General features: G+C 60.8%; 23 protein-coding genes. 10 read left to right on the plus strand and 13 right to left on the minus strand.

What is annotated here, in order from left to right; genetic code table 11:
- Nucleotide 1: 1 nt before the first annotated feature.
- The 4 genes from rlmH to KZX66_RS09170 all read right to left on the minus strand — a co-directional run bounded on the left by rlmH (nucleotide 2) and on the right by KZX66_RS09170 (nucleotide 2,952).
- Nucleotides 2-469, minus strand: a complete 468-nt coding sequence (gene rlmH, locus KZX66_RS09155; protein WP_003176297.1) for a 23S rRNA (pseudouridine(1915)-N(3))-methyltransferase RlmH — start codon at nucleotides 467-469, stop codon at nucleotides 2-4.
- Nucleotides 470-478: 9 nt separating this feature from the next.
- On the minus strand, nucleotides 479-973 hold the full coding sequence (gene rsfS / locus KZX66_RS09160) for a ribosome silencing factor (protein WP_003176298.1): 495 nt from the start codon (nucleotides 971-973) through the stop codon (nucleotides 479-481).
- Between the two features lie 69 nt (nucleotides 974-1,042).
- Nucleotides 1,043-1,687 (minus strand): nicotinate-nucleotide adenylyltransferase, encoded by a 645-nt coding sequence (gene nadD, locus KZX66_RS09165; RefSeq protein ID WP_120450098.1) that lies wholly within the window; start codon nucleotides 1,685-1,687, stop codon nucleotides 1,043-1,045.
- Entirely contained in the window at nucleotides 1,687-2,952 is a 1,266-nt protein-coding gene (locus tag KZX66_RS09170; RefSeq protein ID WP_248078569.1) for a glutamate-5-semialdehyde dehydrogenase, read from the minus strand. The genes nadD and KZX66_RS09170 overlap by 1 nt, the downstream gene beginning before the upstream one ends.
- A 174-nt stretch (nucleotides 2,953-3,126) precedes the next feature.
- Here KZX66_RS09170 and KZX66_RS09175 point away from each other — a divergent pair, with 174 nt between their 5' ends.
- Both KZX66_RS09175 and KZX66_RS09180 read left to right on the plus strand, forming a co-directional pair.
- Nucleotides 3,127-3,810 carry a DNA-3-methyladenine glycosylase gene (locus KZX66_RS09175; RefSeq protein WP_248078758.1) on the plus strand — a complete coding sequence of 228 codons (684 nt, stop codon included), beginning with the start codon at nucleotides 3,127-3,129 and terminating at the stop codon, nucleotides 3,808-3,810.
- Between the two features lie 25 nt (nucleotides 3,811-3,835).
- The gene (locus KZX66_RS09180) at nucleotides 3,836-5,152 is read left to right on the plus strand and encodes a bifunctional DedA family/phosphatase PAP2 family protein (protein ID WP_248078572.1); all 1,317 of its coding nucleotides are present in this window, start codon (nucleotides 3,836-3,838) and stop codon (nucleotides 5,150-5,152) included.
- On the opposite strand, the gene KZX66_RS09185 is transcribed toward KZX66_RS09180, so the two are convergent.
- From KZX66_RS09185 to KZX66_RS09195, 3 genes are read right to left on the minus strand one after another with little or no spacing between them, the layout of a single operon-like run.
- A complete protein-coding gene (locus tag KZX66_RS09185) occupies nucleotides 5,146-5,739 on the minus strand; it encodes an LON peptidase substrate-binding domain-containing protein (protein ID WP_248078575.1) in 594 nt (197 codons plus the stop codon). The genes KZX66_RS09180 and KZX66_RS09185 overlap by 7 nt on opposite strands.
- Nucleotides 5,740-5,759: 20 nt before the next feature.
- On the minus strand, nucleotides 5,760-6,476 hold the full coding sequence (locus KZX66_RS09190; protein ID WP_248078578.1) for an LrgB family protein: 717 nt from the start codon (nucleotides 6,474-6,476) through the stop codon (nucleotides 5,760-5,762).
- The gene (locus KZX66_RS09195) at nucleotides 6,473-6,826 is read right to left on the minus strand and encodes a CidA/LrgA family protein (RefSeq protein ID WP_248078581.1); all 354 of its coding nucleotides are present in this window, start codon (nucleotides 6,824-6,826) and stop codon (nucleotides 6,473-6,475) included. The genes KZX66_RS09190 and KZX66_RS09195 overlap by 4 nt, the downstream gene beginning before the upstream one ends.
- A gap of 162 nt (nucleotides 6,827-6,988) precedes the next feature.
- On the opposite strand from KZX66_RS09195, the gene KZX66_RS09200 reads away from it, so the two are divergent.
- From KZX66_RS09200 to KZX66_RS09210, 3 genes are all read left to right on the plus strand, one after another.
- The gene (locus KZX66_RS09200) at nucleotides 6,989-7,444 is read left to right on the plus strand and encodes a MaoC family dehydratase (protein ID WP_248078584.1); all 456 of its coding nucleotides are present in this window, start codon (nucleotides 6,989-6,991) and stop codon (nucleotides 7,442-7,444) included.
- A gap of 105 nt (nucleotides 7,445-7,549) precedes the next feature.
- Nucleotides 7,550-9,268, plus strand: a complete 1,719-nt coding sequence (locus KZX66_RS09205) for a C13 family peptidase (RefSeq protein ID WP_248078586.1) — start codon at nucleotides 7,550-7,552, stop codon at nucleotides 9,266-9,268.
- Between the two features lie 29 nt (nucleotides 9,269-9,297).
- Nucleotides 9,298-9,939, plus strand: a complete 642-nt coding sequence (locus KZX66_RS09210) for an oxidoreductase (protein ID WP_248078588.1) — start codon at nucleotides 9,298-9,300, stop codon at nucleotides 9,937-9,939.
- A gap of 24 nt (nucleotides 9,940-9,963) precedes the next feature.
- Here the strand turns inward: KZX66_RS09210 and KZX66_RS09215 are convergent, their stop codons facing one another.
- The 6 genes from KZX66_RS09215 to KZX66_RS09240 all read right to left on the minus strand — a co-directional run bounded on the left by KZX66_RS09215 (nucleotide 9,964) and on the right by KZX66_RS09240 (nucleotide 18,627).
- The gene (locus tag KZX66_RS09215; protein ID WP_248078590.1) at nucleotides 9,964-10,248 is read right to left on the minus strand and encodes a YceK/YidQ family lipoprotein; all 285 of its coding nucleotides are present in this window, start codon (nucleotides 10,246-10,248) and stop codon (nucleotides 9,964-9,966) included.
- Entirely contained in the window at nucleotides 10,241-10,870 is a 630-nt protein-coding gene (gene ubiX / locus KZX66_RS09220) for a flavin prenyltransferase UbiX (protein ID WP_065910043.1), read from the minus strand. Before ubiX ends, KZX66_RS09215 begins: the two co-directional genes overlap by 8 nt.
- Entirely contained in the window at nucleotides 10,867-12,216 is a 1,350-nt protein-coding gene (gene mpl / locus KZX66_RS09225) for a UDP-N-acetylmuramate:L-alanyl-gamma-D-glutamyl-meso-diaminopimelate ligase (protein ID WP_248078592.1), read from the minus strand. The genes ubiX and mpl overlap by 4 nt, the downstream gene beginning before the upstream one ends.
- Before the next feature lie 56 nt (nucleotides 12,217-12,272).
- Complete coding sequence (locus KZX66_RS09230; protein WP_248078595.1) at nucleotides 12,273-15,227, minus strand: hypothetical protein; 2,955 nt, start codon at nucleotides 15,225-15,227, stop codon at nucleotides 12,273-12,275.
- A gap of 169 nt (nucleotides 15,228-15,396) precedes the next feature.
- Nucleotides 15,397-16,599, minus strand: coding sequence for a DUF3659 domain-containing protein (locus KZX66_RS09235; protein WP_248078598.1), 1,203 nt, complete (start codon nucleotides 16,597-16,599; stop codon nucleotides 15,397-15,399).
- 132 nt (nucleotides 16,600-16,731) lie between these two features.
- Nucleotides 16,732-18,627 (minus strand): sigma-54-dependent Fis family transcriptional regulator, encoded by a 1,896-nt coding sequence (locus KZX66_RS09240; protein ID WP_248078600.1) that lies wholly within the window; start codon nucleotides 18,625-18,627, stop codon nucleotides 16,732-16,734.
- 271 nt (nucleotides 18,628-18,898) lie between these two features.
- On the opposite strand from KZX66_RS09240, the gene KZX66_RS09245 reads away from it, so the two are divergent.
- The 5 genes from KZX66_RS09245 to KZX66_RS09265 all read left to right on the plus strand — a co-directional run bounded on the left by KZX66_RS09245 (nucleotide 18,899) and on the right by KZX66_RS09265 (nucleotide 24,824).
- Complete coding sequence (locus KZX66_RS09245; protein WP_248078604.1) at nucleotides 18,899-20,419, plus strand: aldehyde dehydrogenase family protein; 1,521 nt, start codon at nucleotides 18,899-18,901, stop codon at nucleotides 20,417-20,419.
- Nucleotides 20,420-20,561: 142 nt separating this feature from the next.
- Entirely contained in the window at nucleotides 20,562-21,995 is a 1,434-nt protein-coding gene (gene eat, locus KZX66_RS09250) for an ethanolamine permease (protein WP_248078607.1), read from the plus strand.
- Between the two features lie 53 nt (nucleotides 21,996-22,048).
- Nucleotides 22,049-23,443, plus strand: a complete 1,395-nt coding sequence (locus tag KZX66_RS09255; RefSeq protein WP_248078610.1) for an ethanolamine ammonia-lyase subunit EutB — start codon at nucleotides 22,049-22,051, stop codon at nucleotides 23,441-23,443.
- Nucleotides 23,440-24,273, plus strand: coding sequence for an ethanolamine ammonia-lyase subunit EutC (gene eutC / locus KZX66_RS09260; protein WP_248078613.1), 834 nt, complete (start codon nucleotides 23,440-23,442; stop codon nucleotides 24,271-24,273). The genes KZX66_RS09255 and eutC overlap by 4 nt, the downstream gene beginning before the upstream one ends.
- Before the next feature lie 92 nt (nucleotides 24,274-24,365).
- On the plus strand, nucleotides 24,366-24,824 hold the full coding sequence (locus KZX66_RS09265; RefSeq protein ID WP_248078615.1) for a GNAT family N-acetyltransferase: 459 nt from the start codon (nucleotides 24,366-24,368) through the stop codon (nucleotides 24,822-24,824).
- Nucleotides 24,825-24,937: the final 113 nt, after the last annotated feature.

Consider the following 24,937-nt stretch of genomic DNA (forward strand, 5'->3'; position numbering starts at 1 on the left):
ATTATTTGTGATAAGGGTGCCCGGACAGAACTGTCCAGGCGCGATACAGCTGTTCACCGATCAAAATCCTCACCAACGGGTGCGGCAACGTCAGCGCCGACAGCGACCAGCGCTGGTCGGCCCGTGCGCAGACTTCCGGTGCCAGCCCTTCCGGGCCACCCACCATGAAGTTGACGGTACGCGAGTCCAGGCGCCAGCGGTCCAGTTCCACCGCCAGCTGCTCGGTGCTCCAGGGTTTGCCGTGCACTTCGAGGGTGACGATGCGCTCGTTGGGGCCGACCTTTGCCAGCATGGCTTCGCCTTCCTGACGGATAAAGCGCGCCACGTCGGCATTCTTGCCCCGGGTGTTGAGCGGTATTTCCACCAGTTCAAGGGACAGCTCAGCGGGCAGACGCTTGGCATACTCGTGCCAGCCCTCTTCCACCCACTTGGGCATGCGTGAACCGACAGCGATCAGACGCAGGCGCACAGCCGTTCCTTATTCCTGGTCTTTGTTGAGCTTGTCGAAGTGCGCATGGCCCACTTCCGGACTGTGGTGCTTGCCATCAGCGGCACGGCTCTGCTCGGCGCCTTTCCACAGACGCTCCAGGTCGTAGAACTGACGGGCGTTGGACGTCATCATGTGAACGATCACGTCGTCCATGTCCAGCAGCACCCAATCGCTGTCGCCCTTGCCTTCTTCACCCAGTGGCTTGACGCCTTGGGCTTTGACGGCTTCGCGAACCTTGTCCAGCATCGCGCCGATCTGACGGTTGGAAGTACCGGTGGCGATGATCATGAAGTCGGTGATGCTCTGCTTGTCGCGTACGTCCAGCACCTGGATGTCCTGGGCTTTCACGTCTTCAAGGGCGGCAACCGCAACTTTCACCAGCTCTTCGCCAGCCAGTTCCGGGCCAACGTGGGCTTCGACTGGCAGCGGGGCGCTTTTGAAGGTGCCTTTGCGCTTAACTTTGCTTACGTCTTTGTTCGTCATATAAAACTCGTTTTGCTCGTATGTTCGGGCGCCCGCTGCACGAGTGTTCGTGCGTTCAAGCGCGCCTTTTCAGTTCGACGCACGGTAAAGCCCGTGCGCATCGATGTAGGCCAGGACCGCGTCAGGCACCAGGAAACGTACCGACTTACCGCTGGCCAGCAGTTGACGGATCTGGGTGGCGGACACCGCAAGCGGGGTCTGCCAGACGAATGCAATATTCCCGTTCGGCCCGGTCAGGGCCAAGGGGTCACTTACCGACCGCGCGGCCAGCAGGTTGCGCAAGGCATCCGGCGGTTCGCTGTCGGCATCCGGGCGTTGCAGCACCAGGATGTGGCAATGCTGGAGGAGTTCCTCCCAGCGATGCCAAGAGGGCAGGCCGCAAAATGCGTCCCAGCCCAAAAGCAGAAACAACTGGTCATCGGCGGCCAACTCGGCGCGCATCAGCTCCAGGGTGTCGACAGTGTAGGACGGTTTATCGCGTTTGAGTTCGCGGTCGTCCACCACCAGCGGCGCGATGCCTTCTACCGCCAGGCGCACCATTTCCAGGCGTTGTTGCGGTGACACCTGAGGGGTGTCGCGATGCGGCGGCCGGAAATTGGGAATCAGGCGCAACTCATCCAATGCCAAGGCATCCGCGACTTCCAGGGCACTGCGCAAATGGCCGATGTGCACGGGGTCGAAGGTACCGCCGAGCAGCCCTATGCGTTTAGCCATCAAGTGCGCACGTGACCATCACCGAACACCACGTATTTCTCGCTGGTCAGACCTTCCAGACCAACCGGGCCACGGGCATGGAGCTTGTCGGTGGAGATACCGATCTCCGCCCCCAGGCCATACTCGAAGCCATCGGCAAAGCGCGTCGAGGCGTTGATCATGACCGACGCGGAATCCACTTCGGTGAGGAAACGCCGGGCATCGCTGAAGTGCTCGGAAACAATGGCGTCGGTGTGCTTGGAACCGTATTTGTTGATGTGTTCGATGGCCTGATCCAGGTCATCGACGATCCGGATCGACAGGATCGGCGCCGTGTACTCGGTGTACCAGTCTTGCTCGTTCGCCTCGATCACGTCCGCGCCCAGCAGCGCGCGGGTGCGCTCACAACCACGTAACTCCACACCCTTGTCGCGGTAGATGGCAGCCAGCGGCGGCAGCACGCGCTCGGCAATGCCGGCGTGCACCAGCAGGGTTTCCATGGTGTTGCACGGCGCGTAGCGGTGGGTCTTGGCGTTGTCGGCGATGCGGATCGCCTTGTCGATATCGGCGGCGATGTCGATGTACACGTGGCACACGCCGTCCAGGTGCTTGATCACCGGCACCTTGGCATCACGGCTGACACGTTCGATCAGGCTCTTGCCGCCACGCGGCACGATCACGTCGACGAATTCCGGCATGGTGATCAGCGCGCCCACGGCGGCGCGGTCGGTGGTTTCCACCACCTGCACCACTTCGGCCGGCAACTCGGCCACGGCCAGGCCCTGCTGGATGCAGGCAGCAATGGCGCGATTGGAATTGATCGCCTCGGAACCGCCACGCAGGATGGTGGCGTTGCCGGACTTGAGGCACAGGCTCGCGGCGTCGATGGTCACGTTTGGACGCGACTCATAAATGATGCCGATCACGCCCAGGGGCACGCGCATCTTGCCGACCTGAATGCCGGACGGCAGGTAACGCATATCGCGGATTTCACCGATGGGGTCAGGCAGCTTCGCCACCTGACGCAGGCCTTCGATCATGTCGTCGATACGCGCCGGGGTCAGCGCCAGGCGGTCCAGCAGGGCCGGCTCCAGGCCATTGGCGCGGCCGTTGGCCAGGTCCAGTTCGTTGGCGGCGGTGAGCTCGGAGCGCGAAGCATCCAGAGCATCGGCGGCGGCCAGCAGGGCACGGTTCTTCTGCGCGGTGCTCGCACGGGCGATCAACCGCGAGGCCTGACGGGCAGCGCGACCCAGGCGGGTCATGTAGTCAAGAACGGACTCAGTCATGGTCAGGGAGTCTTGGCAAAGAGGAAAGCGGCAGATTATAGCTGTGACGCCGCCTGACTGACAGCGGTGAGGGGCGGATGGTCGAAATGAACTGTAAAAACCCGAGGTTCAGGGGTAATTAAGGTGGGACTTGTTATGATTCCGTCACATTTAGCCGTATTCCCCCTGACCGCCATGCTCAGCTCCGCCCCCCAACGCCCCGCGAACGCCCTGCCCGACAGCTTCTTCGACCGCGATGCGCAAATGCTCGCGCGCGAACTGCTCGGAAAAGTCATACGCCATCGCATCGGCGAAATCTGGCTTTCGGCACGAATTATTGAAACCGAAGCCTATTACGTGGCCGAAAAAGGCAGTCACGCCTCACTCGGCTACACAGAAAAGCGTAAGGCTTTGTTTCTGGACGGCGGACATATCTATATGTACTACGCCCGTGGCGGCGACTCACTGAACTTCAGCGCCCACGGCCCAGGCAATGCAGTACTGATCAAATCGGCGTATCCGTGGGTCGATGACCTTTCCGGACCCGCCAGCCTGGCGCAGATGCTGCTCAACAATCCCATGGCCGATGGCAGCCCGCGCTCCTCGCAAAAGCTGTGTGCCGGCCAGACGCTGCTGTGCAAGGCGCTGGGCCTGAAAGTGCCGATGTGGGACGCCAAGCGCTTCGACCAGGAGCAGTTGTATGTGGAAGACGTGGGCCAGGTCCCGACACGCATCATTCAGACCACGCGCCTGGGCATCCCCAGCGGGCGGGACGAACACTTGATGTACCGCTTTGTCGATGCCGGCTACGCGCCCTATTGCACGCGGAACCCGCTGCGTCGGGGCCAGGTCGAAGGCCGCGACTACTTTTTGATTTGAATCTGTGGTGATGGAGTAACGATTTATGGGCCCATGGCTCGATAGCATGACCGGCTGGCTGACCCTGAACCCCCAATGGCTGGCGGCCGCGGTGTTTATCGTCGCATGCGTGGAATGCCTGGCTATTGCCGGATTGATCGTGCCCGGTACGGTGTTGCTGTTTGCGATCGCCGCACTGGCCGGCAGCGGTGCGCTGTCGCTGAGTGAGACCCTGCTGCTGGGCTTTCTCGGCGGCTTGTTGGGCGACGGGGTTTCGTACTTCCTGGGCCGACACTTCCACCAGAATATCCGGCGCCTGCCTGGCTTGCGTCACCATCCCGAATGGATGAATGGCGCGGAAAGTTACTTCCACAAGTACGGCATCGCCAGCCTGCTGGTCGGACGTTTCATCGGCCCTTTGCGGCCCATGCTGCCAATGGTGGCGGGCATGTGCGACATGCCGTTCCCGCGCTTCGCGCTGGTCAGCCTGCTCGCCGCAGCCGGCTGGTCGGTGGCCTACTTGCTGCCGGGTTGGGCCACCGGCGCCGCGTTCCGCCTGCCGCTGCCGCAAGGCTTCTGGCCTGAGGCCGGGGTTGTCACCGCGTGTTTGGCGGTGCTGCTGGGGCTGAGCCTCAACAGCAGCCTGCGTGGCCATCGGCGCGCAACACTGTGGGTCGGTTGTGCCAGCCTGACGCTGTTGATCGCACTGTTTATCGGCTACCCGCATTTGAACGATTTCGACCAAGGCCTCAGCGCCTTGGTCCAGGAGCACCGCAGCGCCTGGCTGGACGAGACCATGGTCAGCGTCACCCAACTGGGCGAGTTCAAGAAAATGTTCATCGCCAGCGCCATATTCACCGCTCTGCTGCTACTGGCGCGGCAATGGCGTCACGCTGTCTTCGTCGGCGCCACACTGGCCGGCACCGCTTTAATCAACACCGGCACCAAGCTGTTTTTCGCCCGTGGCCGCCCGGAGATCCTCACTGACCCACTGACCAGCTTCAGCATGCCCAGCGGTCACGCGTCCGGCGCCTTCGCGTTTTTCCTCGCACTGGCTGTGCTCGCGGGGCGCGGTCAACCAATACGGCTGCGCCTGACCTGGATATTGCTGGGCTGCATTCCAGCGGCCTTTATCGCCTTGTCCCGCGTATACCTGGGCGTTCACTGGCCCAGTGACATCCTGGCCGGAACGCTGCTGGCAATGACGGTGTGTGCGTTCAGCCTGACCGCCATCCAGCACCGCTGCCCACTGCCACCGATGCGCAAGCAAACCTGGTGGCTGCTGCTGCCGGCTATCGTGGCAGTGTTGAGTTTTATCGCACTCACCGGCACATCCCACGCACTGCTGCGTTACGCCTACTGAGTAAAGAGTTCGCCCTGCAGTTCGTCGAGCAGCATCTGGATCGCATCCAGCCGCTGCTGCGGGTCATTGAGTTGCAACAGGTCGACCTTGTCGGCCTCGGTGAAGGGCAACAGGTACGCCAACTGATTGCCCAAGGCTTGCTGGCCATCGGCGTGGGCGTCCATGTCCAGCGAGGCGACCATCGGATGTTCGGCCAGGGCCTGAAGCAACGCCAACAGATCGGCGTCCTCCTCTTCCAGCGGCTGGTCCGGCAGTTCCTCGAGCCACTGCACCTGCGCCACCAGCAACTGGTCCTTCTGCGCCTCGGCGCTGACCACCCGAAAACGGCGACCGCCTTCGACACGAATGCCAAGCAGGCCGTTGTCCTGCTGCTTGAAGTCGCGAATCAGTGCTTCACAGCCGATCCGCGCGTAGCCCTCCGGCGCCGTGCCGACTTCCTTGCCGTCGAGGATGCACACCACGCCGAAGCCTTCACCCTTTTTCATGCAGCGGCTGATCATGTCCAAGTAGCGCGCCTCGAACAGTTGCAGGTCGAGGGTGCAGCCTGGGAACAGCACGGTATTGAGCGGAAACAACGCCAGACTCATAAAGGTTTCCTTAAACCCGGTTAAACAATGACCGACACAGCCAACGGCAGGAACACCGCCGTGGCCACGCCCATCAAGCTCATCGCCAGCGCCGCAAAGGCACCGCACTCTTCGCTTTCCTGCAGGGCCACCGAGGTGCCGACAGCGTGAGCGGTCATGCCCAACGCCATGCCGCGCGCCTCCGGGCTGTACACCCCAAGCCCAGAGAGCAGCGCCGGACCCACCATGGCGCCCACCACTCCGGTGATCAGCACGAACACCGCCGCCAACGCCGCAACACCGCCAATCTGTTCGGCCACCAGCATGGCAATCGGCGAGGTCACCGACTTGGGCGCCATGGTCATCAACATCATGTGTTCGGCGCCAAACCACCAACCCAGCAGCACGCACAGGCCGGTGGCCAGCACCCCACCTATCACCAGCGTAGTAAAAATCGGCCAGAACAACTGGCGAATGCGCCGCAGATTTAGGTAGAGCGGTACCGCCAGGGCCACCGTCGCGGGTCCCAGCAGGATGCCCATGATCTCGGTGCTCTTGCGGTATTCGGTGTAGCTCAGACCACAGGTAAGCAATACGCCGATCACCAGCAACATGGACACCAGCACCGGTTGCAGGAAAATCCAGCGGGTCTTCTCGTAACCTGCCAGCACCAGTTGGTAAGCGCCGAGGGTGATGCCTATACCGAACAACGGGTGATGAATGACGGCCGTCCAGGCGCCGTGCCAGTCGAAGATCATTGATCTTTCTCCTTGCGCTTGACCATCTGCTGCATCAGCACGCCAACGAAGGCCATGGCCACCACCAGCGACAGCACCAGTGCGCCAACAATCGCCCAGAAATCAGCGGCGATATCCTTGGCGTACACCATCACCCCCACTGCCGGTGGCACCAGCAGCAACGGCAGATAACGCAACAGGCTGCTGGCTGCAAGGCTCAGGGGCTCGCCGACTTCGCCACGCCACACCAGATAGCCCAGCATCAGCAGCAGGCCGATAATCGGCCCCGGCAGCACCGGTACCAGCAAATGATTGATCGCCGTGCCGATCAATTGAAACAGCACCAGCCACGTCAGACCGCGTAACAACATCCGTTCTTCCCCCTTCAAGACCGCCCGCATTATAAGCACGCCCGCTCTATGCATCGGCATTCGCCAAAAGCATGGTGGGTTGACCGGGTTGATTGCCCATGATGATCTACATTGGTTCCCTGTCACCCATAAAACAGCTTCGATGAACCAAGGAGAGACGCAATGCCGTATGTACCTGTAGCGCAGCTCAACGACTATGTCGGCAAGGAACTGGGACGTTCCGAATGGCTCACCATCGACCAGGCCCGTATCAACCTGTTCGCAGAAGCCACCGGCGATCATCAGTTCATCCACGTTGACCCGGTCAAGGCCGCGCAAACCCCGTTCGGCAGCACCATCGCCCACGGTTTCCTGTCGCTGTCTTTGATGCCCAAATTGATGGAAGACATCCTGATCATGCCCGAAGGCCTGAAAATGGCGGTCAACTACGGCCTGGACAGCGTGCGCTTTATCCAACCGGTGAAGGTCGACTCCAAGGTGCGTCTGGCCGTGACCCTCACCGATGTCACCGAGAAAAAACCCGGGCAATGGCTGTTCAAGGCCACCGCCACCCTGGAGATCGAAGGCCAGGAAAAACCGGCCTACATCGCCGAGTCGCTGTCACTCTGCTTCGTGTAAGGCCTTCCCTGTGGTGAGGCAGCAAAACTCACCACAGGGTATGTAAATTTATGTATGAAACCTGCAGCTGCGGCATACTCGGCGCTCAATTATCCGGATCCCGCTATGCGCCCACTCGCCCCCCTTGCCCTCGCCCTGTTGCTCACCGCTTGCGGAGACGGCGAATCGCTGTTGCCGCCCGATGCGCGCCTGCCCGATGGCGGCCGTTACCGGGGCGATGTGGTCAATGGTTTGCTGCAAGGCCAGGGCCGCGTCGACTACCCCAACGGCAGCTGGTACGCCGGCGAGTTCGACAAGGGCCAATGGCATGGCCAGGGCGAATGGCATGGCAGCAATGGCGAAGTCTATAAAGGCCAGTTCAAGCAGGGCCTGTTTGACGGCCAGGGCAGCCTGACCACGGCGGGCAGCCACTATGTCGGCGGTTTCAGGAACGGCCGGCGCAACGGCGAAGGCACCCTCAAAGAGGGGCAAATGACCTATCGCGGCGAATTCAAGGACGACCAGTACTCGGGACTGGGGCGCCTGGAGCTGGCCGACGGCAGCCAATACCAGGGCCAGTTCGCCCACGGCAAACCCAACGGCGAAGGCCAGCGCAACGACGACAGCGGCAACCAGTTCAGCGGGCACTTCGTCAATGGCCAACTGGAGGGCAACGGTACCTTCAACAGCGCCGACGGCGACATCTATGTCGGCCAGTTCAAACAGAACCAGCTCAACGGCAAGGGCCGTTATGAAAACGCCGACGGCGACGTGTGGATCGGTCAGTTCAAGGAAGGCTCGCTCAGCGGCAAGGGCGAGTTGATCGGCGTGGATGGCAGCCACTACGTCGGCCAGTTCAGCGACTGGCGCTTCACCGGCGAAGGCCGCCTGAACCTCACGGACGGCAGCTTCTACATCGGTGGCTTCGACAGCGACAACTATCAAGGCCGGGGCACCCTGGTACTCACCGACGGCACCGTGCAGGCCGGCACGTGGGTCAACGGCATGCGCGTGCGTGACGCCGACGGCAAGCTGCTGCCCGACCCACTGGAAATCGGCGTGCTGGCCCAGGGTCGCTTGCTCGATGCCGCACTCGCCGCCGTGCCCCCGTCCACCTCCGCCGTCGAGCTGTACACCCTGGTGCTGGCCGGCGACGGCAAACAAAGCGTGTTCCTGCGCGAGGCCGATTACGTCAGCAATATGCTCGCCTCGCGCTTCGGTGCTCGGGGGCAGATCCGCCTGGTCAACCACCGCGACCATATCGCCGACCGCCCCCTGGCTACCCGTGAAAGCCTGCGCCGCGCCGTGCAAACCCTGTCCGAGCGCACCGGGCCGGAAGACCTGGTGTTTATCTACCTGACCAGCCACGGCACCCACGAACACGAGCTGGTGCTGGACCAACCGCGCATGGAACTGGCCGACTTGCCCGCCGATGAACTGGCGGCGGTGCTCAGCCCATTAAAGAACCGTGACAAGATCGTGGTGATTTCCGCCTGCTACTCCGGCGGTTTCATCCCGGCGCTCAAAGATGAACACACCCTGATCATGACCGCATCGCGCGCCGACCGCGTGTCCTTCGGTTGCTCCGAGGAAGCCGACTTCACCTACTTCGGCGACGCCCTCTTCGCCCAAGCCCTCAACCAGACCGACGACTTGCAGCAAGCCTTCAAACTGGCGCAGTTGCATGTGAGCGAGCGCGAACAGGCAGACAACTTCGAAGCCTCCGAGCCGCAGATCTGGGCGCCAAAAGGCGTGATTACCCATTGGCAATTATTACGCAAGCAGCAGGCACGAAAGGCGCTCGAAAGCGTCTCAATGAATAGCAAGGAAGCCAAAGGCAACTAAGCTGTAACGTGTAATAAGGGGGAAACACTATGTATCTGACGCCTCAGCATATTTTGCTTGCCGGAGCCTCTGGCCTCACCGGCGAACACTTGCTCGATCGCCTGCTCAACGAACCCACCGTCACCCGCGTCCTCGCGCCCAGCCGTAAACCTTTGGCCGAACACCCGCACCTGGAAAACCCGGTGGGTGACCCGGCGGTGTTTTTGCCGCAGTTGAGCGGCCCTGTGGATATCGCCTTCTGCTGCCTGGGCACCACGATCAAGAAAGCCGGTTCCGAAGCCGCCTTCCGTGCCGTCGACTTGGACATGGTAGTGGCCTTCGCCAAGCGCGCGCGGGAACTGGGTGCGCGGCACCTGATCGTGATCAGCGCGATTGGCGCCGACCCGAAATCCTCGGTGTTCTACAACCGGGTCAAAGGGGAAATGGAACAGGCGGTGAAGGCGCAGGACTGGCCGCAACTGACCATCGTGCGCCCTTCGTTGTTGCTGGGGGAACGCCTGGAACCACGTCTGGCCGAGCAGTTGGCCGGGCCGTTGTCACGCTTGATTCCGGGCAAGTACCACGGCATTGAAGTGTGCGAACTGGCCAGGGCCATGTGGCGCCTGGCGCTGGAAGAACAGGATGGGGTGCGAGTCGTCGAGTCGGATGAGTTGCGCAAGCTCGGCAAGTGACGGGCGCCCACTGGCACCGCCGACTTACAGCCCGCCGGTGGCGTTAAACCCCACTCCCAGCACCGTCAACACTGACAACGGCAACAACAACGTGTCGAGCAACGCACTGGCCGGCAGGTCAACGCGAGGATAACTGGGCGCCTCGGCACCGAAACGGTCCCTGGCGCAGCAGCCGCCATTGATCGCATACAAGTCCAGCCGCGTGCCGGCATACACCACTGGCGCACCCGGCTGCGCAGCGTCCAACGTGCGGGCGGTGGCGCAGCCTGCCAGGTGCAACGCCAATACCATCAACAGGATCTTATTCATCGCTGCTCAAATGGTGTTCGCCCCAACGCGGCAGCATGTCCTGGGGAATGTTCAGCAGGTTGAGAATCCGCGCCACCACAAAGTCCACCAGGTCATCGATGGTTTGCGGCTGGTGATAGAAGCCTGGCGACGCGGGCAAGATGGTAACGCCCATGTTCGACAGCTTGAGCATGTGCTCCAGATGGATGCTCGAATACGGCGCCTCGCGCGGCACCAGGATCAACTGGCGGCGCTCCTTCAAGGTCACGTCCGCTGCGCGTTCGATCAGGTTATTGCAGGCGCCGGTGGCAATCGCCGACAAGGTGCCGGTCGAGCACGGCACCACCACCATCGCCGCCGGCGCACCGGAGCCCGAGGCCACCGGCGACATCCAGTCCTCTTTGCCATAGACCTTGATCTGCCCCGCCGCCGCACCGGTGTACTCGGTGAGGAACGCCTGCATCATCTGCACCTTGGCCGGCAACGCCACATCAGTCTCGGTGGCCAGCACCAATTGCGCGGCCTTGGAGATCAAAAAGTGCACTTCGCGGTCTTCACGCACCAGACAATCAAGCAGACGCAGGCCGTAGGGCGCGCCCGAGGCGCCGGTCATCGCCAGGGTGACGCGTTCCGGGCCGCTCATTTGAGCGCCTCGGCCAGTTTGCCGTGCAGGCCGCCGAAGCCGCCGTTGCTCATGATCACCACGTGGGTCCCCGGCTTGGCCTGACGCTTGACCTGCTCGATGATGCCGTCAAGGGAGTCACACACGACCGATGGCACGGTGCACAACGCGGCAACGCCCGGCAGGTCCCAGCCCAGGTTGGCTGGGGCGTACCACACCACCTGATCGGCATCATTGACGCTTTCGGGCAAACCATCACGGTGCGCACCGAGCTTCATGGAGTTGGAGCGCGGCTCAACTATCGCGATCACCTGGGCATCACCGACGCGCTTGCGCAGGCCGTCCAGCGTGGTGGCAATGGCGGTGGGGTGGTGGGCAAAGTCGTCGTAGATGGTAATCCCATTCACATCGGCGACCTTTTCCATACGCCGCTTCACGCTTTTGAACGCACTCAGTGCGGCGATGCCCATGGACGGCACCACACCCACATGTCGCGCGGCGGCCAGGGTGACCAAGGCGTTGGCGACGTTGTGCTGGCCCGTCATGTCCCATTCGACAATGCCTTGGGCCTCGCCTTCGAACAGCACTTCAAACCTGGAACCGTCCTGGCTGAGCAAGTTGACCTGCCACTGCCCGCCGGCACCGGTGGTCTGCACCGGGGTCCAGCAGCCCATCTCGATCACGCGCTGCAAGGCCGGCTCGGTGGTGGGGTGGATCACCAGGCCTTCACTCGGGATGGTGCGAACCAAGTGGTGGAACTGCCGCTCGATGGCCGGCAGATCGGGGAAGATGTCAGCGTGATCGAATTCCAGATTATTAAGGATGGCGGTACGCGGGCGGTAGTGAACGAACTTGGAGCGCTTGTCGAAGAAGGCGCTGTCATATTCATCCGCTTCGATCACGAAAAACGGGGTCTGCCCCAGGCGCGCGGAGACCGAAAAATTCTGTGGCACACCACCGATCAGGAAACCCGGGCTCATGCCCGCGTGCTCCAGCACCCAGGCCAGCATGCTGCTGGTGGTGGTTTTGCCATGGGTGCCGGCAACGGCCAGTACCCAGCGACCTTGCAATACGTGGTCGGCCAGCCATTGCGGGCCGGACACATAAGGCAGACCTTTGTTAAGGACGTACTCGACGGCGGGGTTGCCACGGGACATGGCGTTGCCGATCACCACCAGGTCCGGGACCGGGTCAAATTGCGCCGGGTCGTAACCCTGGGTCAGCTCAATGCCCTGAGCCTCCAGTTGTGTGCTCATGGGCGGGTAAACATTGGCATCGGAGCCCGTTACGTGATGGCCCAGTTCCTTGGCCAGAACGGCCATCGAGCCCATGAATGTGCCGCAGATACCGAGAATATGAATATGCATGGTTGACCTCGTAAACATCGAGGCAGGTTAGCGCAGGGAGGGGCAAATCGCACTCTTTAGGTGAGCCGCCCTGTGGCTGCCTCCAGTTGCGCCTGCGCTTGCCTGAGCGCTTTACCGATGGCCGCCATCTTTTTTTCAATGCTCTCCACTCGCCCCGCGAGCCCTGTGTAACGTGCCCCCTGCAGTTGATCAGACCGGTAAGGCTTGAAGAAAATCTCCAACCGCTCTGCAATCTCGCGGGTGTACTCCTCCAGCGTCGCCAATTCGGCGTCCAACTGGTCGATCATGTCCTGAGGCTTATCGGCCTCTTTGCGGTCGCCGGCTTTTAGCCCCGGCACCCATGCGTTCAACAAGATCCAGAGGGCCGTCATGTCCTTCGTGCAGACCTCCAACCGAGAGCGAAGCGCCTGATCGACAGGCTCTGTCTGCGAATCAGTATCCGGAACCCGCACATCCCCAGCGCTGATACCGGGCACACGGACATCAGGGCGTTGATAGATCGCATTGATTTTTGTCTGAACCAGGCTGGTGACAACTGAGGTCACGGCGTTGGTGGCGATATCGATGGCGATACCAACGACGGGGGAACGAGGCTGCCTGACAAACCCGCGCAACGGGGCGCCATAGGGTGTCGCGGTGACGCGATCAAAGGCATACCACTTGCCATTGCGCTGCACGGCGATGACGGGCACCGCGTCACCATTGGCGCCAAGAGGTCGGTAGATACCATCAGCGATACCGTCCTTGCTACTCAATTGAGGAATATCAAAACCGCCACTGTGCCCGTCAAGCCCACGCAGTTTTTTAAAACCTGCCTTGCCGAGCTTAAACACACCATGGCTGACATCAAATACCGCCGACAGCGGGTTGATGGACTTCAGCCCTGCGGCCCCAAACCCCTTGATAAAACCGAGCGTGGCACCCATCCCGGCTTTGGCTCCCAGCTTTGCACCTTGTATTCCCCCTTTCACACCGGGGACAAGAAAACCGAACAGGTCCAATACCAGATGGAAAAAAGCCTCTGCTGGCCTGCCGTCAACAAAGCTCTCGACCGCATTGTAGAAGGGGATCAACCCCAACAAGAATGAGCGGACCGACGCCGTAAGTTTCGCCTCGCGCTCTTGTTGCGTACTGCCATTGGCCGCCGCTTTTGCCTCATTCAGACCCCGTGTGTAGTAAGCACTGACGGAGCCGGCCAACAGGTCGGTTTTCTGCGATGAGAGGGTTGCGGGTGGGTCGGGATGCTCACCACGTCTTTCGACCTCCAGCGATTTGTTGGGGTAAATAGTAAAAGCCAGGAAATCCACCGGGTCTTTTTTCGGTGATGCACTGCCGACCGTCTGCCAAAGCATCTTCACCGGCGGCTCCTTGCCTCCCGGAGAGTCTGACCGCAACATGGAAAACGACAGGCGCGAGCCGGGGAACTGCAGGCCTGAGTCGATGGATTCGGCATCTTTAATGATGCGTCCCTGGGCTGGCGAGTAAAGATAATGGCACGCCTTGCCCTCCCGTTCGGCGCGGATGAGGATTGCGCCGCTCTTTATATAGGGGTGAATTTTATGCTCGCCGCTGACCTCCTCCTTGTTGTAGGCCGGCACCACATTGAAGGTCGTCACCTTGCCGTACTCGATCAACCGACGATCTTCGAGCGGCAGCAACGATAGCTGATATTTGAACTGCGCGCTGAAAGCGTGTTTTAGATCCTCAGGGTAAGCGTCGAACTTTTCATCAAAGCGCTTTTTGATATTCGGCAGTTTCGAAAAGCCCAGGTTAACGTTAACGGTCGTGAAGTCCGGATCGCTGGATATCCAAAAATGTTTACCCAAGTCGCCTGACATGTAGATATCCAGCAACGAGTAAGCCTTTCGCCCAGGCGAGCCCGGAAGGGTATTGGCAAGCAGCCGCTGCTCAAAGAACTTTTCATTTTCGGCACCGTACACGCGCCGTAACTCTTGGAGTGCCAGTTCACGACGGGTTGGCATCGGCGTGGTCAATGCGGTTACTGAATCCGCCAGGGTCTTCTGGTGCGCCTGCAGGGCGTCCAAGGCCCGTTCGATATCGTCCGGGGAATAGGCGTCCTCTTTTTGCTCACGGATGACACCATTTACAATCGCCCAGTCAATCACGGCTGTCATCTGCGCCAACTGCTGCGCGCGCTTTTCATCCTCCGAGACAGGTTCACTGTCATCGAGCGCCATGATCTCCCGATACGTTTTGTCAGCGGAGCCACCCGCCTGCCTTGCCTCTATGCGCGCGACGGCGGCGCTGAAGGTGGCCCATTGATGCGAGCCATACAGCATCGTCGGGGGCAGGCCCTTGATCAGAAACTCGGGAGCTGAGACCGACAGCAGTTGAAAAGCGATGACCTTGGCAGATGCGCCGCCGAAACGGGTGGCCAGGTGGGCTTCGAAACGCTTGACGATTTCATCAGGGGAATACCCCCAATTACCCTGCTGACGTAGTGCATATCCCGCGAGTTCGTTGCGATTCAGGCCGTCGGCAGGGTCCACATCCAGGACCAAAGCGCTGAGCAACACCTCCCTTATGCTGGTGGCAGTGGGATACGCATTGATACTTTCCTGAAGTAACTTGCCCAAGGTCTGAGCCGCTGGGGAGTTGAGGATGGCCTCGAGCATCTTCTCAGGCTCATCCTTGGACGGTCGCTTAGGCTCGGGAAGCCTGCGGACCAAGCATTCAGCGAGGCTCGACGCGTGGTTGGCGTCATCGGTCGCCGACTGTTGCTGGCGGCCTTTCCAAGTGCTGATGACCTGTCGTAATACAACCCTGGCCTCCTCGGTCAGCGGCGCGTCTTTCGTTAACAACCCGCCGTAATCAATAGTGGGCGTAAATGAACAGTCCCCGGCATTTCGTCGGTGACGTGAAGGGATAGGCGCATTGGCTGTGCCAACACGCGGCGTCTCGTCGGCATTCTTGGTGCTCGGCAGCGCGCCGGACTGTGCCACGACCGCCTGAGCGGAGAATGCCGCCAATATCGGTTTTTTTGAAAGCATGTTCCTACATCTCGAACGGATTACGCACACCAGGAAGACACACTAAAAGAGCCCACCACCGGCACGCCGATGCCAGGCTCACCCTGTGTGATCGAAGATAACGAGAGACACGACACCCCTGCGGGCAACTGGACTGCCGATATTAAAAATACGCTGTTCCTGACGGCGCTTATTCCGAGCCGGTGGACTGGCTGAGATTCTGCAAAACGTTGGCCTGCGCTTGACTCAGTTTGCTAATTCTTTTTTCTATCGTGCCGAGACGGGCTTCAAGCCCCTCCATCCCAGCGGCAGCCGGATCATTCGCAAGGTGAGGCTTGAAGAAAACCTCACGCACGTCAGCCACTTCCTTGGTGTGCTCCTCGGCGAAATCCAATAACTCCTCCAACTGAGTCATACGCTCAAGCGGGTCTTTCGACCAGTTCTGATTAGGCACAAAACCCGACTGGGTATCCCCATATTTGAGCGCCATCGATTGATTGGCCACAGTGAACGCGGTGACCTGGGCATCATTCATTCTGGGATAAAGCCGCGTCAGATCAGGCGACTGAGGGGTATCCGGGCGATCTATCGACGACTTCGCGCTGGGGGTCGGGGGAATCATGGGTTGGGGCACGTACGCCGCCTTGATCTGTTCACTGGCGGCAGTGGAACCGGCGTAGGCTGCGATATTGATCGGCGCGGAGACTACCCCGGTTATGCCCGCACTGATCGCGGCATCGCGCGCAACCTGGGCGGCGGATGGCGAAGAGGGAATAACGCCTGACTTGATCATTTTTTCCGCATCCATCATACGGGCTGTCGCTTCCGCGATGGTCATTTTAGGGGGGCTGACGGGTTTCGGAATCTTGTTTTTCCAATCAATCATTTGTTGAGTGATCGACGGCGGAAGCAACTGTTCATGCGCTTCATTATTACCTTTTACCGCACTGGTTTTATCCCGGGCGATCTTACCGTCCTTATCCAGAGGCCTTCCGACTTTATCAACCAGCACACCGTCTCGATTGACCAACTTTCCATCGCGGTCAATTAAATGCCCATCGGCATTTACCAAACGCCCTGTGCCATTTACCAAACGGCCCTGATTATCGATCAGGTGACCCTTGTCGTTGATCAGCTTGCCCTGGGCATTGATCAATTGCCCTTTGTCATTGATAAGCCGTCCCTTATCATTTATCGCTCGGCCGCTACTGTCGACACGCTGCCCTGCGGCATTGATACGTTGGCCTTGCTTATTGAACAAATGGCCATTCTTGAAATAGCTCCCCACTGGAGCAGTCGACGGAACCTTACTCCCTCCGACACTCGGGCTTGGCGGCTTCTTATTAACAAAACCCAAACCAAAAGGAGTTTTCGAAATACTCGGCATATTCATCACCCACGCACAATAGATATACAACTTCGGTACGAAGCGTTAACGCCTCTGTCTATTATGTGGCAGCAATGACAAAACAGTTCCTTAGGGCAAATCTCATAAGTTGATCAACTACCCGCACCTTTCAAGGAACTAAATAGCCTGACGTTTTATGCCATATTTGCGCAGCTTCCGATAAAGCGTATTTCGGCTGATACCCAGCGCCTGTGCGGTGTGTGTCATCTGCCAGTGGCGTGACTCCAGCATCGCGAGCAGTGCCTTGGATTCGGCCTCTTCAAGCGGCAGTTCTGCGCTTCTTTCAGCCGAGACAGGGGATAACATTGCCGGCAGGTCCTGCAACCGGATAAGCAGGTCATCCGTCAGCGCGACCAACGTGCGCAATACCGTGCGCAATTGGCGGATATTGCCCGGCCATGCATACCCCAGTAAGGCCTCACGCGCCGCAGGCTCCATGGTGACGGCTTGCCCGCCCGCCTCTTGGGACAACAGAAAATCCAGCAGTTGCGACTTGTCACTGCGCAACCGCAGCGCCGGCAACGCGATCTCCAGGCCATTAAGCCGATAGTACAAATCTTCTCGGAAGCTGCCGCTGTGCACCCGATCAAGCAGATTCCGATGGGTCGCGCTGATAATCCTGACATTCACCGCCTGGGGCTCGCCGCCGATGGGCACCACCAGACGATCCTCCAGGACCCTCAACAGCCGGGTTTGCAGCGCCAACGGCATATCACCGATCTCGTCCAGGAACAGCGTGCCACCGTCGGCCTGCTGCAACTTGCCCTGCATGCCTTCCTTGCGTGCGCCGGTGAAGCTGCCGCCGCGATAGCCGAACAGTTCGCTTTCGATCAGGCTTTCGGGGATGGCGGCGCAGTTGAGTGCGATAAACGCTTTGTCGGCCCGCGGGCTCGCCTGGTGGACCGCCTTGGCAAACGCCTCTTTACCGGTGCCCGTTTCGCCGTTGATCAACAGCGGCACATCACGCTCAAACACCCGCAGCGCCTTGCGAAAATCACTTTGCAAGGCGGGATCGCCCAGGCAGATTCCAGGCAGGCGAGGCGCTTCCGGCGTTTTGGTCAGCGCTGCCGGCACGCTGCGCGCCTGAGCGCGCAATGCCGCGAACAGATGCCGACCATCGCGCGTGCGCAACGGCCAACTGGCGGTGGCATTGGCGCTGGCGCGACCGAGCAATTGGTCCAGGGAACACTCGAACAAGGCCTCCACCGGCTGGCCCAGCAGACCGCCGCGCATCTGCCCGAGCAGATTCAGCGCACTCTGGTTGAGCGCACAGATGCGCCCTTCACCGTCAAATGCCAGCAACCCTTCGCTGAACAGCCCCACCGACTCAGCCTGCAAATGGAAACGCAGCAGCCAGTGGTTTTCAAAATGGCGCAGGAAGTAACAGCTCTCGATCATCTTCGCCGACAGATTCACCAGCGCCATAGTGTGGAACTGGCTCTGGCGCGACACCGCTTCGCGCGCCGAAGACACATCCAGCACCGCCAGCAGGTCGCCATGGGGGTCGAACACCGGGCTGGCCGAGCAGGTCAACCCGGTGTGCCGGCCACGGAAGTGTTCGTCGCGATGAATCGTCAGGGACTGGCGCTCCACAAGGCAGGTGCCGATGCCATTGGTGCCTTCGCAGGCTTCGCTCCAATCGGCACCGAGCCACAGCCCGGCGCGCTCGAAAATCTTGCGCTCGGACGGCGCGGTGACACAGTTGAGGATCACTCCGCGCGCATCGGTCAGCAGCACCGCGTGGCCGGCGCCGGAGAGTTGTTGGTGCAAGCTGTTCATTTCGCTGCCGGCGATGTGCAGCACTTGCTGCAGACGCTCGCGGCTTTCGAGCAGGCGACCGTGCTCGAGCACGGTGGGCGCAAGGGTCTGTGCAGGGTCGAGGTGGTAGTCCTCAAGGCAGCGAAGCCAGGAACGGGCGATGGACGGGTCGCTGCCGGGGCCTTGGGGCAGGTCTTGCCCACGGGCGACAGTCAATACCTGCTGGGCATGGCGACTGAAATGATCGTTGTGCATGTTCTTATTATTCTCCCTGCGTGAGAACGTCCAGCATCCCCCAGCCCTGCAACAGATGCAATCCCGCGCCGACCCGCCAGTCACAAGCTGTACCGTTTATGGCACAAACTGTCACCCGCCGTGTATCGCATGGGTGACAGCAACGCCGCGCAGCAAACCCCAACCCCTTGTTTTATCTGGCCCCGAAGCACTGGCCCGACCTTTGCTCTACGCTTTATCAAGCGCTTGAGCGCTGCACTCCAATAAACATAAAAGCCAGGAGATACCCACCATGCGTTACGCACACCCCGGTACTGAAGGCGCGATCGTTTCGTTCAAGGCCAAGTACGGCAACTACATTGGTGGCGAATTCGTTGCGCCGGTCGATGGCAACTATTTCACCAACACCTCGCCGGTCAACGGCAAGCCTATCGCTGAATTCCCGCGCTCCACTGCCAAAGACATCGACAAGGCGCTGGACGCCGCCCACGCCGCCGCTGACGCCTGGGGCAAGACCTCGGCGCAGGACCGTTCGCTGGTGCTGCTGAAAATCGCCGACCGCATCGAACAGAACCTCGAACTGCTGGCCATCACCGAAACCTGGGACAACGGCAAAGCCGTGCGTGAAACCCTCAACGCCGACATCCCGCTGGCCGCCGACCACTTCCGCTACTTCGCCGGCTGCATCCGCGCCCAGGAAGGCACCAGCGCCGAGATCAACGAACACACTGCGTCCTACCACTTCCACGAGCCGCTGGGCGTGGTTGGCCAGATCATCCCGTGGAACTTCCCGCTGCTGATGGCCGCGTGGAAACTCGCCCCGGCCCTGGCCGCCGGTAACTGCATCGTGCTCAAACCGGCCGAGCAGACGCCGCTGGGCATCAACGTGCTGATGGAAGTGATCGGCGACCTCCTGCCGCCAGGCGTGCTGAACGTGGTGCACGGTTTCGGCCGCGAAGCCGGCGAAGCCCTGGCCACCAGCAAACGTATCGCCAAGATCGCGTTCACCGGCTCCACGCCGGTGGGCTCGCACATCATGCACGCGGCGGCCGAGAACATTATTCCGTCCACCGTTGAGTTGGGCGGCAAATCGCCGAACATCTTCTTCGCCGACATCATGAAAGCCGAACCGTCGTTCATCGAGAAAGCCGCCGAAGGCCTGGTGCTGGCGTTCTTCAACCAGGGCGAGGTGTGCACCTGCCCATCCCGCGCGCTGGTGGAAGAGTCGATCTACGACGAGTTCATGAAAGTGGTGATGAAAAAGGTCGAGCAGATCAAACGCGGCGACCCGCTGGACACTGACACCATGGTCGGCGCCCAAGCCTCCGAGCAACAGTTCGACAAGATCCTGTCCTACCTGGAAATCGCCAAGGGCGAAGGCGCGCAACTGCTCACCGGCGGCAAAGTGGAAAAACTCACCGGCGACATGGCGGGCGGTTATTACATCCAGCCAACCCTGCTCAAGGGCACCAACGAAATGCGCGTGTTCCAGGAAGAGATCTTCGGCCCGGTGGTGAGCATCACCACGTTCAAGGACGAAGCCGAAGCCCTGGCGATTGCCAACGACACCGAGTTCGGCCTGGGCGCCGGCGTGTGGACCCGCGACATCAACCGCGCCTACCGCATGGGCCGGGCGATCAAAGCGGGCCGCGTATGGACCAACTGCTACCACCTGTACCCGGCGCATGCCGCGTTTGGTGGTTACAAGAAGTCCGGCGTGGGCCGTGAGACCCACAAAATGATGTTGGACCACTACCAGCAGACCAAGAACTTGCTGGTGAGCTACGACATTAATCCGTTGGGCTTCTTCTAACAGACACCCCCTCCCACAATTGAAGGCTAACTAACAAGGTGGGAGGGGGGCTTGTTTCCCCTGGATCTTCATAAGTACTTGCACCGTGCACCCGGCACACAGAGGCCGAGTTAAAAACAATAACAATGAAAGGTACTTTCTTATGCCTAGCGAACCCAATGGGTCCTCTGTCGACTTCGAAAAAGTCGGCACCGACTACTTCCAACAACGCGAACTGAAAAAAGGCGCCGCCGGCTGGGTGCTGTTAGTCGGCCTCGGTGTTGCCTACGTCATCTCCGGCGACTACGCCGGTTGGAACTTCGGCCTGGCCCAAGGCGGCTGGGGTGGCATGTTCCTCGCCACGCTGCTGATGGCCACCATGTACCTGTGCATGTGTTTTTCCCTGGCCGAACTGTCTTCCATGATTCCTACCGCAGGTGGGGGCTACGGTTTTGCCCGCAGCGCCTTCGGGCCTTGGGGCGGGTTCCTCACCGGCACCGCCATCCTCATCGAATACGCCATCGCCCCCGCCGCCATCGCGGTGTTTATCGGCGCCTATTGCGAGTCGTTGTTCGGCATCGGCGGCTGGATGATTTATCTGGCGTTCTACATCATCTTTATCGGCATTCACATCTTTGGCGTCGGTGAAGCCCTGAAGCTGATGTTTGTGATCACCGCCATCGCCGCGATTGCGCTGGGCGTGTTCCTGGTGGCCATGGTGCCGCACTTCAACGTCGCCAACCTGCTGGACATTCCCGTCACCGAGGCCAAGGGCGCCAGCACCTTCCTGCCCTTCGGCTACGTCGGCGTGTGGGCGGCGATTCCCTACGCCATCTGGTTCTTCCTGGCGGTCGAAGGCGTGCCACTGGCCGCCGAAGAAACCAAAAACCCCAAGCGCGACCTGCCTCGCGGCTTAATCGGCGCCATTGTGGTGCTGACCAGCTTTGCCCTGTTGATTCTGGTGATTGCGCCGGGCGGCGCGGGCACCTATGCGCTGATCAAATCCGGCAACCCGCTGGTTGAAGCGCTGGCGTTGTCCTACGGCGGCTCAACCTGGATGGGCAGCTTCGTCAACCTGGTGGGCCTTGCGGGACTGATCGCCAGCTTTTTCTCGATTATCTATGCCTATTCGCGGCAGATCTTCGCGTTATCCCGCGCTGGCTACCTGCCGCGCAAGCTGTCCGAAACCAATAAGAGCAAGGCCCCGGTACTGGCGCTGGTCATCCCCGGCATCATCGGTTTTGGCCTGTCGCTGACCGGCCAGGGCGATTTGCTGATCCTGGTGGCGGTGTTCGGCGCGACCATTTCCTATGTGTTGATGATGGCTGCGCACATCACCCTGCGCATCCGTCGCCCCAAAATGGAACGTCCTTACCGCACACCGGGGGGCATCTTCACGTCCGGGGTTGCGCTGGTACTGGCCTGCGTGGCCGTAGTGGCGGGGTTTCTGGTAGATCCACGGGTGGTGATTGGCGCCGCGATCATCTATGGAGTATTAATTGCTTACTTTGCTTTCTACAGCCGGCATCACTTGGTAGCAGGCACGCCCGAAGAAGAATTCGCGGCGATCCAGGCCGCAGAGGCCGCCTTGCACTGACTGCCGTAAACCTCGACGCGGGCACCTCGTCCGCGTCGTCAAGGAGACACTGTATGGCAAGCTTTTCTCACGCGGTGGGCGCACTCACCTACCGTTTCGACAGCCTCAAGGACGTGATGGCCAAAGCCAGCCCCGCGCGTTCCGGGGACTTCCTGGCCGGCGTGGCCGCACAGAACGACGGCGAACGGGTGGCGGCGCAAATGGCGCTGGCGAATATCCCGCTCAAGCACTTCCTGGAAGAAGTGCTGATCCCCTATGAAAGCGACGAAGTCACCCGACTGATCATCGACACCCACGATAAACAGGCGTTTACGGCTGTCAGCCACCTCACCGTGGGCGGCCTGCGCGACTGGCTGCTCAGCGATGCGGCTGACGAACAGGCCCTACGCGCGTTGGCGCCGGGGCTGACGCCGGAAATGGCCGCGGCCGTCTCCAAGATCATGCGCGTGCAGGATTTGGTGCTGGTGGCGCAGAAGATCCGCGTGGTCACCCAGTTTCGCGGCACCATGGGCCTGCGCGGACGGCTGTCCACACGTCTGCAACCCAACCACCCCACCGATGAACCGGCCGGCATCGCCGCGAGCATTCTCGACGGCCTGCTGTACGGCAACGGCGACGCCATGATCGGCATCAACCCCGCCACCGACAGCATTGCCTCGATCTGCGCCATGCTGGAGATGCTCGACGCGATCATCCAGCGCTATGACATCCCCACCCAGGCCTGCGTGCTGACCCACGTCACCACTTCCATCGAGGCGATCAACCGTGGCGTGCCGCTGGACCTGGTGTTTCAGTCGATCGCGGGCACCGAGGCGGCCAACGCCAGTTTCGGCATCAGCCTGAGCGTGCTGCAGGAAGGCTACGACGCGGGCTTGAGCCTCAATCGCGGCACCCTGGGCCAGAACCTTATGTATTTCGAAACCGGCCAGGGCAGCGCGTTGTCGGCCAATGCGCACTTTGGGGTCGACCAGCAAACCTGCGAAACCCGCGCCTATGCCGTGGCCCGGCACTTCAAGCCGTTTCTGGTGAACACCGTGGTCGGCTTTATCGGCCCCGAATACCTGTACAACGGCAAGCAGATCATCCGCGCAGGGCTGGAAGACCACTTCTGCGGCAAACTGCTTGGCGTGCCGATGGGGTGCGACATCTGCTACACCAACCACGCCGAAGCCGACCAGGACGACATGGACACCCTGCTGACCCTGCTGGGCGTGGCCGGGATCAATTTCATCATGGGCATCCCCGGCTCCGACGACATCATGCTCAACTACCAGACCACTTCGTTCCACGATGCCCTGTACGCCCGCCAGACCCTGGGCCTGAAACCGGCGCCGGAGTTCGAACAGTGGCTGGCGAAAATGGGCATCTTCACGCAAGCCGACGGCAAAGTGCGCTTCGGCAACAGCCTGCCACCAGCGTTTCGCCAAGCCTTGGCGCAATTGGGATGAAGGAGCCGATCGTGCAACCAGAACTGCCTGATAACCCGTGGCTGGAACTGCGCCGCCTGACCCCGGCGCGGATCGCCCTGGGCCGAACCGGCACCAGCATCCCCACCAGCGCGCAATTGGACTTCCAGTTCGCCCACGCCCAAGCGCGAGATGCGGTGCACCTGCCGTTTGACCATGCCGGACTGACCAGCCAATTGGCCGAGCGCGGGCGTGACAGCCTGTTGCTGCACAGCGCCGCCGCCGACCGACACAGCTACCTGCAACGCCCGGACCTGGGGCGGCGCCTGAGTGACGAATCAGCCCAGACCCTGCGCGACCACGCAGCCGCCAACCCCGGCGGCGTGGACCTCGCGGTGGTGGTGGCCGATGGCCTGTCGGCGCTGGCAGTGCATAAACATACGTTGCCGTTTCTGGCGCGCATGGAGGAACAGACCCACGCCGAAGGCTGGTCGCTGTCACCGGTGATTCTGGTGGAGCAGGGCCGTGTCGCCGTGGCGGACGAGATCGGGCATTTGCTCGGCGCCAAAATGGTGGTGATCCTCATCGGCGAGCGGCCGGGGCTCAGTTCGCCGGACAGCCTGGGGCTGTATTTCACCTACAACCCCAAGGTCGGCCTGACCGATGCCTACCGCAACTGCATCTCCAATGTACGCCTGGAAGGCTTGAGTTATGGCATGGCGGCCCATCGCTTGCTGTACTTGATGCGAGAGGCGTGTCGCCGGCAGTTGTCGGGGGTCAACCTCAAGGATGAGGCGCAGGTACAGACGATCGAGTCCGACGATCCAGACCTGATGAAGGGCAACTTTCTGCTCAGCCCTCCCGGGGACTGATCCCGGCACGATTGCGCTTTTTGGCGTGTTTTGGCAGCATCAAGTCACGGCCGCGCGTGTGGTCACCCCCCCTTTGGAAGTCGAGGCCTGGCATGCGGATTACTCAAGCGACCCTGGAACACCTGGACCTGTTGACCCCCTTGTTCGTCAAATACCGCGAGTTCTACGGCGCACTGCCGTTTCCCGACTCATCGCGGGCCTTTCTGGAAAAGCGCCTGCGTCGCAAGGAGTCGGTGATCTACCTGGCCCTGGCCGATGATGATGACAAGAAATTGCTTGGCTTTTGCCAGCTGTACCCCAGCTTTTCGTCGCTGTCGCTCAAACGGGTGTGGATCCTCAACGACATCTACGTCGCTGAAGACGCGCGCCGGCAACTGGTGGCGGATAACCTGATGCGCACCGCGAAAAAAATGGCCAAAGAAACCAACGCCGTGCGCCTGCGCGTGTCCACCAGCAGTGACAACGAAGTGGCGCAGAAGACGTATGAATCGATGGGGTTTCGTGAGGACAAAGAGTTCAAGAACTACACGCTGCCGATCAATGAAGACTGACGTTTCGTAACGCGCGGGCGTGCACTGGTGAGCGAGCGCCCTCGCTCACCACGTCGCATTCACTCATTTTTGGGTAAGTCGCCACGACATCCTTCGCTACAAAACCGACACGC

Source organism: Pseudomonas sp. EYE_354 (assembly GCF_023148575.1).
Lineage (GTDB): Bacteria > Pseudomonadota > Gammaproteobacteria > Pseudomonadales > Pseudomonadaceae > Aquipseudomonas.